General features: G+C 56.6%; 11 protein-coding genes and 1 pseudogene. 8 read left to right on the forward strand and 4 right to left on the reverse strand.

Annotated elements, in window-relative coordinates; all coding sequences use genetic code 11:
* Positions 1 to 45 precede the first annotated feature (45 nt).
* The 3 genes and pseudogenes from AC07W0_RS15910 to AC07W0_RS15920 all read left to right on the forward strand — a co-directional run bounded on the left by AC07W0_RS15910 (position 46) and on the right by AC07W0_RS15920 (position 2,802).
* Positions 46 to 1,047: a hypothetical protein gene (locus tag AC07W0_RS15910; protein ID WP_219730889.1), complete on the forward strand. Its 1,002-nt coding sequence runs from the start codon at positions 46 to 48 to the stop codon at positions 1,045 to 1,047.
* A gap of 28 nt (positions 1,048 to 1,075) precedes the next feature.
* Positions 1,076 to 1,468 (forward strand): hypothetical protein, encoded by a 393-nt coding sequence (locus tag AC07W0_RS15915; RefSeq protein WP_126585958.1) that lies wholly within the window; start codon positions 1,076 to 1,078, stop codon positions 1,466 to 1,468.
* A gap of 162 nt (positions 1,469 to 1,630) precedes the next feature.
* Positions 1,631 to 2,802: pseudogene (locus AC07W0_RS15920) on the forward strand (IS4 family transposase).
* Positions 2,803 to 3,245: 443 nt separating this feature from the next.
* Here the strand turns inward: AC07W0_RS15920 and AC07W0_RS15925 are convergent.
* Positions 3,246 to 3,548 carry a hypothetical protein gene (locus tag AC07W0_RS15925; RefSeq protein WP_046385098.1) on the reverse strand — a complete coding sequence of 101 codons (303 nt, stop codon included), beginning with the start codon at positions 3,546 to 3,548 and terminating at the stop codon, positions 3,246 to 3,248.
* 313 nt (positions 3,549 to 3,861) lie between these two features.
* The gene (locus tag AC07W0_RS15930) at positions 3,862 to 4,119 is read right to left on the reverse strand and encodes a hypothetical protein (protein ID WP_046488837.1); all 258 of its coding nucleotides are present in this window, start codon (positions 4,117 to 4,119) and stop codon (positions 3,862 to 3,864) included.
* Positions 4,120 to 4,627: 508 nt separating this feature from the next.
* On the opposite strand from AC07W0_RS15930, the gene AC07W0_RS15935 reads away from it, so the two are divergent.
* The gene (locus AC07W0_RS15935) at positions 4,628 to 5,020 is read left to right on the forward strand and encodes a DUF2846 domain-containing protein (RefSeq protein ID WP_173677843.1); all 393 of its coding nucleotides are present in this window, start codon (positions 4,628 to 4,630) and stop codon (positions 5,018 to 5,020) included.
* A 216-nt stretch (positions 5,021 to 5,236) separates the two neighbouring features.
* Positions 5,237 to 5,857 carry a hypothetical protein gene (locus AC07W0_RS15940; RefSeq protein WP_046488829.1) on the forward strand — a complete coding sequence of 207 codons (621 nt, stop codon included), beginning with the start codon at positions 5,237 to 5,239 and terminating at the stop codon, positions 5,855 to 5,857.
* Between the two features lie 90 nt (positions 5,858 to 5,947).
* On the opposite strand, the gene AC07W0_RS15945 is transcribed toward AC07W0_RS15940, so the two are convergent.
* Positions 5,948 to 6,535 (reverse strand): hypothetical protein, encoded by a 588-nt coding sequence (locus tag AC07W0_RS15945; protein ID WP_046488826.1) that lies wholly within the window; start codon positions 6,533 to 6,535, stop codon positions 5,948 to 5,950.
* A gap of 16 nt (positions 6,536 to 6,551) precedes the next feature.
* Positions 6,552 to 7,163, reverse strand: a complete 612-nt coding sequence (locus AC07W0_RS15950) for a hypothetical protein (RefSeq protein ID WP_102618701.1) — start codon at positions 7,161 to 7,163, stop codon at positions 6,552 to 6,554.
* Between the two features lie 328 nt (positions 7,164 to 7,491).
* On the opposite strand from AC07W0_RS15950, the gene AC07W0_RS15955 reads away from it, so the two are divergent.
* Genes AC07W0_RS15955 through AC07W0_RS15965 form a run of 3 tightly spaced genes read left to right on the forward strand, consistent with a single transcriptional unit; the run spans position 7,492 to position 9,214 of the window.
* Positions 7,492 to 8,172: a CsgG/HfaB family protein gene (locus AC07W0_RS15955; RefSeq protein WP_046488824.1), complete on the forward strand. Its 681-nt coding sequence runs from the start codon at positions 7,492 to 7,494 to the stop codon at positions 8,170 to 8,172.
* A 29-nt stretch (positions 8,173 to 8,201) separates the two neighbouring features.
* Positions 8,202 to 8,564, forward strand: coding sequence for a DUF4810 domain-containing protein (locus tag AC07W0_RS15960; protein ID WP_017848623.1), 363 nt, complete (start codon positions 8,202 to 8,204; stop codon positions 8,562 to 8,564).
* Positions 8,561 to 9,214 carry a DUF799 domain-containing protein gene (locus AC07W0_RS15965; RefSeq protein ID WP_017848622.1) on the forward strand — a complete coding sequence of 218 codons (654 nt, stop codon included), beginning with the start codon at positions 8,561 to 8,563 and terminating at the stop codon, positions 9,212 to 9,214. The genes AC07W0_RS15960 and AC07W0_RS15965 overlap by 4 nt, the downstream gene beginning before the upstream one ends.
* Positions 9,215 to 9,854 lie beyond the last annotated feature (640 nt).

Consider the following 9,854-nt stretch of genomic DNA (forward strand, 5'->3'; position numbering starts at 1 on the left):
ACGTTCCCGAATGGAAGCCCTCAAAAGATCATTGCTCATGCATTGATGGGCGGATTGCTGGCGGAAGCGACCGGCAGTGATTTCAAAACCGGGGCTGCGGCGGCTGGGTTGAATGAAGCGCTCATCAATCAATTAACTTGGGCCGCCCAAGGCAATAAAGACATCACTTTGATGCTTTCACAACTGACTGGGTTGTTAGCAGCGGCAGCGGTTGATGGTGATTTAGAGAAAGGCTCTCAGATTGCTCAGAAGGCGACGACGTTTAACTACCTTTACCACAAAGAAGTCGAGGAGATGCTTCGGGAGGTTGACAGCAAAAGTACGGAACAAGAGAAAAGGGCGGTTAGGGAGCGGTATGCGGCCCTTGATCAGCAGAGAAATGACGAATTGGATGCGCTCTGCGCGCGCGATCCGCAACGCTGCAGGGGTATTGCTATCTCGTTGGCGAACGATGATCAGAAACTCGTCGATCTGGTAGGTAAGCTTAGGTCCCAGGGGCAGGGTGGTGCTGCTTCTGCTGTAGGTTTTGTGATAGGGAGCAACCTAGACGCTTCCAGCAAAATTGCTGCAGATATCAGCTCTGCTGGCGGTGGGGTGTTGGTTAAGCTCGGGGCGGAGGCTATCAAGGCTGGAGTTGGAGTAACATTACCCTCGCGCTCTGGAGCAGGGAAAGGGAAGGGTAGTCAGGGTGAAGCTGTGGGTCCTGATGTACCGCAGGGTGCAAAAGGTGGGGCGAAGACTCCACAAACTGTAGAGGAAATATCAAACCCTCCACAGGCACCGGTAATTCCGTCAGGGTGGGTCAGTCGACCAGGGCGAAATGGTGGTGAAATCTACTTTCCGGCTGGTACTGATCCCGCGAAAGGGGAGCACATTAGAGTTATGCCGCCTGGCTCATCACCTGTTCCAGGATATGAGGACGGATACTGGCGTTGGCAGAACTCCGGCAAGCAACCGATGAATCCGTCGACAGGTAAGCCGGGTATCGGGCAGGGAGATACACATGTTCCGCTTCCACCAGACTCTTTACCGCCTGTTCGTCGTTGAAAGGCTATGGACTTAATTAGAGGGACATATGTACACATTGCCAGACGATTTTGATTTTCTGCTGCTTTCCGGGTGTTACTTGGAAATGGTTTGTTTTGGTGTGCGCGTCACAAGGCTGGACTTTTCACGCCCACAAATTGCACCCGGCGTTCCTCCATATAAGGTTTCCTTCTGTGTTGAAGCAGGATTGACGTATCAAGTTGGTGATGTTTCGGGGAGACGAGAATTCACGGATTCATCTACCAGTGCACCCTTGTTAGATTTTTTGTTGAAAGATGTCGTTTTGGTCGAGGAAGTCGAGACTGCTACATTGCAGGTATCATTCAGTTCTGGCGATAGGATTGTAATCGAGGCTGACTGTAGCGGTGACTATGAATCCTATTCGATTTATCTGGATTCTGGTGATGTTATAGTTGTTTAATTGGTGCAAGGTGGCAGTTCAGTAAGGGAAGAAGAAAATAGGGGGCAGACCCTGAGGGATCCCCGATTTTTCTTACAAAAAATCAAGAAGTTGGAATTATTGAAGAGGCCTGCATGAGTCGGCAACTTGGTTTGCACCACACAAAACTAAGATCCCGAACCCATGCAGGCCATTCGATTTTTACACAGAGCGCTCGCTCAAGCACTCCCCTCAATCCATTCTCGCCGCCTGACAACGCTGGTGAGTTGTGTCAGTTCGTTACTGCAGGGCCGTCGCCTAACACTGACGGGCCTCGGGCGCTCCATGCCGGGTCAGGCCTATCCCAAACATGCCATCAAGCGCGTCGACCGTCTGCTGGGAAATCAGCATCTGAGATCAGAACGCCCATTGTACTACTGGGTGATGCTACGAGCGTTGCTGGGCTCGTTGAAGCATCCGCTGATCTTGGTCGATTGGTCTCGAATTGATGCCCCTTGTTGAGAGCCGCAATCCCGCTGGCAGGTCGTTCGTTTCCTATTTATGAAAGTGTTCATGAGCGGGAAGGTTGCCCCAGGTATCAAAGTCGCCTGATTAAAACGCTAGCTGAATTGCTGCCTGATGGCTGTATCCCAATCTTGGTAACTGATGCAGGCTTCCGGCGGCCATGGATGAAGGCAGTAGCCGCGCAAGGCTGGTATTACGTGGCGCGCATACGTAACCGTGAGCTTTATCGTCGCGAAGAAAGTGAGTGGTTACCCGTGAAGAATTTGTATGCTCTGGCCACCTCATCGCCCAAGTCGCTGGGTCGAGTTGAGATGACCCGCAGCGCGCCTCACTTCATTGATTTGTACTGCGTTCGCCACTCTGCCAAGGGCCGTAAACATCAACGAGTCACTGGATCAGTCGCCAAAAGCAAGCTCAGCCGGCAGTCCGCCAGTCGTGAGCGAGAGCCGTGGTTGCTGGCAAGCAATCTGAAGCAAAGCGAGTGGAATTCAGCAAAAATCGTGGCCATTTATAAGCGGCGTATGCAGATCGAAGAAGGCTTCCGAGATGTGAAAAGTGAGCACTTGGGGCTGGGTTTGAATCTGCATCGAAGCAGGTGCCCAAAGCGAATAGAGGTGCTGCTGTTGATTGCTGCGCTCGCCAACTATCTCCTCTTTTTAACCGGGCTTCAGGCGCGAGAACGTGATTTGGAACGACGCTATCAAAGCAACAGCCTCAAGGTGAAACGTGTACTTTCATTGTGGCGGCTAGGCATGGAATATTGGCGCAGTTGTACAGATTTTGGTGGGCGAGAAGGCTTGGAGAAAGCCCTGCGTGATGAGGTGCGCCATCAGGCGCAGAGCCTGGAGTAGATTTGTGGGGATCCCTCAGGGTCAGACCATCACTCTCATTTTTTAAAGCGCAATTCTGCTGACCCTTATAAAAACTTGGCCTGACCGCGATTTCTCTCTCTAGGGCATGACCTGATCCATCTCAGAATCGTTCGCGGCGTGACTGCTTGCGCTTGCCCGCTTACTCGAAGTCGGAAAACTCGCCAGGCTCATGGGCGGCTCGGATTAGGAAGTCAGGCGTATTTCAGCACATTTGCGGACTTGTTCGGAGAATCCCTAACCGAGCCCGGCTCTTTCCGATTAAATGTTATCCTCGTCGGCCCCAACATCAATCTGAACTTGCAACACCTGGACAATTACAACGTTGGCTTTCATCGCCTAGTAACCGAGCGAAGCCAAACAGATAGCCTCGCCCCTGCTCATCCACTTTCACCGATCTTTTTTGATCTAAGACCTTTTATCAATCAAGCATTGAACCTGGTTTTAACTTCTCCACCACGCGCATAAGTCATCACAAACGAACTCCAATTTTCACCACGTCTGGTGGCGCACTCCCTCAACTCCTTCACCAAACGATAGAGGATTGCGCCATTGTAATCCGTTTCCGCATCCGTCACCCGAACCCCTTTGTTCTCGACAGTAAGAACAGTTTCTATATAACCCGCACCTACTGTTACCTCATAAAAAAAAGAGTCGTAGCCATCCACGATACCTGCATCTAGCAGCTCAAAAATCTGTTTCACTAACTGTACGTCTTGAGTAACCACTATATAACCTCCGGAATCTTATGAGCCTCATTTTCAAAGACAACTTTTTCGGTCTTTCCATTTATCGTATAGGTCAACTCCATGTTATCAGGACGCGGGAAATAGGGGTCAGACCACATTTTGCATTTAAGGAGTTTTTGTGACTATTGTTCAGTCCTTTAAAAAGAGAGTTATCCGAGGAGTGGTATGTCGTCCGAAGGCTGTTTTTTCTTAGTCTTATAATGGTGGTCTGACCCCTATTTCTCTTTAATGGTGGGGCCTAGAGTTGATTATCTGCACAAACCGGGGCGGCACCAAGGCCGCCCGATTTTATTCAGGTTGGATCGGCATTGAGCCTGCGGCTGATCACATCCAACAAATCACACCCATCGCGCAGCGGAATCGCCAGTAGATGGGCAAAGTCTTGCAGCACCACGGCATCGCTGCTGAGCTGTTCGCGAAAGGCTAGGTTTTCCAGCAGTTGGGTGACGGCTTGGATGCGGTGCACGGCGGCGTCGTGGAGGACGTCGAGGGGGGCTTGGGTGTCGATGAGCAGTGCGGGGACGGTGCAGTCGTGGCCGGTCAGGGGCATGTAACGGTTCATAATTGGCACTCTGTTAAGTGGTTGAGGCCACCACTCAATCGTCGCCAAACGAATGGGTGGCAGCTGTACGCAGGTTGGCGAACCGGCAACAGAGTAAACCGGCAGACCCGGGGGTCTCCCGCGCACAGCCGCCATAAAAGGTACGACTTTGCGGGTGCAAAAACACCTGCATGAAAGCGGATTGCTTTTGCACTCTGTTGTCAGGTCGCCAAACCTGATCGCCATTTGGGCGACGGCCGGACTATAAGCCCCTCACCCAAAACCGCGCAAGGCATCAGAGTGATGGCACAATGCCTTATGCAATGCCATCCGCTGCCGACATACTGGTGATGCCCAGACGCATCAAAAATCTGAACCGGCCTTCGCCGGCGTTTTCGAATCCGCCCCACCGCTACCCACAAGGAAGAAATACATGATCAAGTTGTTCTGCAAAGGCGCTGTCGTTGTGTCCCTGGCCACGCTGTTTGGCTGTTCTTCGACCCCGTCGGTGGAGAAGATGCAGGCTGACGTGGCGAGCTATTCGCTGCCCAAGGCTGCCGTGGCCGATAAAGGCCTGGTGTATGTCGTGCGCCCTAGCAACGTCGGGATGCTGGTACGGTTCAACGTGTTCCTGGATGACAAGGAAGCCGACTCGGAGATGGGTTACAACCGCGGTAACCAGTACATCTATTTTTTCGTGACGCCGGGCAAGCACGTGATCAGCTCCAAGGCTGAAAACTGGGCGGACATGCCAATCAACGTCAAGGCCGGTGAGGTGGTTTACCTCAAGCAGGAAGTCGAAATGGGCTTTGCCGTGGCGCGCAACAGCCTCAAAGTGCTGAGCGATCTGGAAGGCCGTTATCTGGTCAAGGATGCGTCCTTGGGCACCGTGGCAAAAGAAAGCAAGTAAGTTAAAAGCGCTTAAGGCGGCCGAGCTCGGAGCCCGGCCGTTGTCGCTGTTCATCCGCCCTGCACACTTAGCTTGATAAGGGGCTGACACGCGACTCTTCAACCCTCGTTGACTGACACGCGACATAAGTCGGAGTGGCACCGTATGGACGCAAATCCCCCGCTAAACGCCCGACCCTTCCGGCCCGCAATTGTTTAGACCCAAGGAAGCTCTTCAATGAAAATGCATCGTTTGTTTATCTCGCTCACTGCTCTGGCGACCTGCACCAGCAGCTTCGCCGCGGCGCCTGCCCTGCAAAGTTTTCTCGCCTGCGACCAGAACTCCCTGGCGGTGGTAAGCCAGCCGGGGCTCAAGGAACGTGTCGCCCATAAGGTGGAGAACGGCAAGATCACGCTCAGCGGCGGCACAAAATCCGATATGGGCCAGCGCTGGATGTTCGACACGCCACTGACGCTTGACGGTATGACCTTGACCGGCTTTTTCGCCGAAGACCAGGACCTGATGGGCTCGCGGATCATCAACTGGGGTTTCTACACCGAGCAGGCGCCCGACGCGCTTTACGCACAGCTGAGTAAAGTTCCGGGTACGGAGTTGGAGAAAGCCAACGGTATCTACGCTCGTGCGCAGATCTGGTCGCATAAGCAATCAGCCTGGGTGCCGGAGGGTGGCGATGACAATGCAGGCAAGCTGGTCACCGATACGGCCGAACGCATCTTGATGGTCGAGCCCGCCCCCAGTGACCTGGCCAAGACCAGCAATGGCATGATCACCTGCTCGGTTCAGGGCGCGGTGAGCGCCGCGATGCTCAAGATCACTCGACCTGACCTGATCAAGTGAGCTGAGGCAGGCAACGATACCGCGGGCATGCTCAATGCCTGCGGTGTTCTCTGGTTTTTCGCGAGCAAGCTCGCTCTTACAGGGGCGGGGTTACAGCAACTTGCGCTGCACCGCCTCATCCAGCGTGCTGCGCGTCAACGCCTCCACCACTTCCCGCGTGTCCGCCTGGAACGGGATGCCCACGATCAGCACCAGGTGCATCCAGGTGCGTACCGACTCACTCTTTTTGATGCGCCCGAGTTCTTTGCCGTCTTTGTCCTTGAACACGGTTTCCAGGGTGAAGGTGTTCTTCGCCGTGGACGGGATGATGAAGAACGTCACGCCAGTGATGATCGCCGAGGCCATGTTGAACTGTTCGTTGTTGTACAGGGTGGCGTCGGCGTAGATGTCCGAGTCGACCTTGTCGGTGCTCACCCGCGAGAAGCGGTTGGACTGGCGAAACGAATCCGCCACGGCCTTTTCCCACAACGCCGCCGGAGCGCCGGCTGCAGTGTTGCCCGGGCCGCTGTTGACCTGGCGGAGCGCCGTGGTACGCACGAACGCCGTGGGTTTTTGCGCCGGTGCGTTGGCGGTCGGCGGCCAGGTTTGCACGGGCGGCAGTTCGTGTTGCGAGTAAGACACGCAACCTGTCAGCAAGATGGCCGCGAGGACCAGGCTGTGTTTGATCAATCCTTTCATGTGTCGCTCCTTGAAATTACGGTTTGGCCAGCTTCGCGGTAGCGGTGTCGAGCAGTTGCGCGACCAGTTCGTTCAGTTGCTTGGCGCCCATGGTTGGGGCCCAGTATTCGCGACCGTAGAGACCGACGTTGCGCTCGAACTTGACCTCGTGTTTGGCGCTCGCCAGTTCCTTGCCATCGCGATCGACGATCACCAGGTCGCCGGCCACGTCAAAGGTGTCGACGTAGATCGGGCCGTTGACCCAGATCCAGACCGTCAGCGTCAGCAAGGCGCCGGGGACATAGCCCGGGTGTATGCCACGGTGGCCCTTGAGGGAGGTCATGTTGAACTTGAGCAACACGTCCTGCTCACCCAGGCGCACGGGGTATTCGGTGACCTGCTTGAAGTAGCCCGCAGTACTCACGTACTGATTGAGCTGGGCGGTCAGCGAGCGGCTGATCGCGGTCTTGTTGGCGTCGTTGATGTCGGCGGCGCTCACCGTCACATCGGCGACTTGTGCGCTGCGCGGGCTGGCGATGGCGGCGGGGTGGAGCGGGGCGCCAATGGGGCCGGTGACGGTGTAGGACACACAACCGGTCATCGACAGAGCGGCGATCAGGGTCGCTGCCCGGAAGAGGGTTTTCAACACACAATTTCCCTATTAATGAATGAGCCAGGCCAGTGTCTCGACCGATAGCCCAAAAACTTGAGGAATGTGCGTCATCGCACGCCCTCCGACGAAACACCTTGAGAACCCCTCTCAACCCCGTAAAATGCTGCAGCCGTTGCGACCCGACATGTTCAGGGATGAAGTCAGTTACGCGCGAGTTCTTGCCTTTGCGCAGGCCAGCCTGCCTCCCTCCCTGAAACTGCCGCCCTTGGCCCGACGCCTTCGACCTCGAAGGGGTGGGTATCGCCTCGTGCCCGGTTTCTCGCTACACCGAACGCTGCTGATTTCCTCACTTTAGGAGCAACATGTGAAAACACTGTCCCAAATCCTGCTCTCCGGCGTAGCCGCTGCAGCGCTGCTGACCGTGGCCGGTTGCGCCACGGAGAGCAACCGCGCGATGCCGGTGGAACAAGTCGCCAGCGCCCACGTCGCCTATTCCGGCGTGCGCGTGCCGATTGCCGTGGGCAAGTTCGATAACCGCTCCAGCTACATGCGTGGCATCTTCTCCGACGGCGTCGACCGTCTCGGCGGCCAGGCCAAGACCATCCTGATCACCCACCTGCAGCAGACCAACCGCTTCAGCGTGCTGGACCGCGACAACATGGGCGAAATTTCCCAGGAAGCCGCGATCAAAGGCACCGTGCAGAAGCTCAAAGGCGCTGATTACGTGGTGACCGGCGATGTGACCGAGTTCGGCCGCAAAGAAACCGGCGACCGCCAGTTGTTCGGCATCCTCGGCCGTGGCAAGACGCAAGTGGCCTACGCCAAAGTCGCGTTGAATATCGTCAACATCAGCACTTCCGAAGTGGTGTATTCCACCCAGGGTGCCGGTGAGTACGCGCTGTCCAACCGTGAAGTGATCGGCTTCGGCGGCACCGCCAGCTACGACTCCACCCTCAATGGCAAGGTGCTCGACCTGGCCATGCGTGAAGCGATCAACCGCCTGGTCGACGGCATCAACGCCGGCGCCTGGAACCCGCGCAACTGATTGGCAACCCCTCAAGGAGTAGTACACGGATGAGCAAGGCAGTGAAGTTGGCGCTGATGCTGACAGCAATCGCGACGGTCGCCGGGTGCCAGACGGCGCCTCAACCCCTGTATCAATGGGAAAGCTACCAGCCGCAGGTTTACGAGTACTTCAAGGGCGAGCCCAAGGAAGCGCAGGTCGAGGCCCTGGAGCGCGATCTGCAGAAGATCAACGCCAGTGGCCGCAAAGCACCGCCGGGTTACCACGCCCACCTGGGCATGCTGTACCTGAGCATGGGCAAGGATGACCAGATGGTGCAGGAGTTCCGCACCGAGAAGGCGCTGTTCCCCGAATCCGCTGCGTACATGGACTTTCTGCTGAAAAACGCCAAGACTGGAGTCGCCACCAAATGAGCCTATTGAAACTCACCGGCGCCTTGCTGGCCCTGGCCTTGCTCGGCGGTTGCGCGGCACCGAAGACGATTGATTACACGGCATACAAACAGGCGCGGCCGAAGTCGATCCTGGTGCTGCCGCCGATCAATGAATCGCCGGAAGTGCAGGCGTCCTACAGCATGGTTTCGCAGGTGACCTACCCGCTGGCCGAAGCCGGCTACTACGTGTTGCCGATTGCCCTGGTGGACGAAACCTTCCGCCAGAACGGCCTGACCACCGCCAACGATATCCAGGGCGTGCCGCCGGCCAAGCTGCATGACATCTTCGGTGCGGATGCAGCGCTGTACATCACCATCAGCGAGTATGGCACCCAGTACATGCTGATCTCTAGCAACACCGCGGTGACCGCCTCGGCCAAACTGGTGGACCTGCGCACCGGCACCACCCTGTGGACCGGCTCGGCGCGTGCGTCCAGTGAGGAAGGCAACAATAACAACGGCGGCGGCCTGGTGGGCATGTTGATCACAGCGGCGGTCAAGCAGGTGATCAACAGCTCCACCGACGCAGCGCATCCGATCGCGGGCATCACCAGTGCGCGCCTGCTCTCGGCAGGGCAGCGCACCGGGCTGCTGTACGGTCCGCGCAACCCGAAATACGGTACGGACTGATCTCAGCGAAGATCAAAGGTGGGAGGGAGCTTGCTCCCGATGGCGGTGGGTCAGTCGCCCGATGCAGTGGCTGACAGTTGGCAATCGGGGGCAAGCCCCCTCCCACACTGATCGAGGTGTTATCTACACCAGGATTCAGGCGGGGCAGCGCGCCGGGCTGAGTTAACCGTCTCGATTCTGGCACCACCGAAGATCAAATGTGGGAGGGAGCTTGCTCCCGATGGCGGTGGGTCAGTCGCCCGATGCAGTGGCTGACAGTTGGCAATCGGGGGCAAGCCCCCTCCCACACTGATTGAGGTGTTATCTAAACCAGGATTCAGGCGGGGCAGCGCACCGGGCTGAGTTAACCGTCTCGATTCTGGCACCACCGAAGATCAAATGTGGGAGGGAGCTTGCTCCCGATGGCGGTGGGTCAGTCGCCCGATGCAGTGGCTGACAGTTGGCAATCGGGGGCAAGCCCCCTCCCACACTGATTGAGGTGTTATCTAAACCAGGATTCAGGCGGGGCAGCGCACCGGGCTGAGTTAACTGTCTCGATTCTGGCACCACCGAAGATCAAAGGTGGGAGGGAGCTTGCTCCCGATGGCGGTGGGTCAGTCGCCCGATGCAGTGGCTGACAGTTGGCAATCGGGGGCAAGCC

The organism is Pseudomonas sp. GW704-F2, assembly GCF_059423025.1.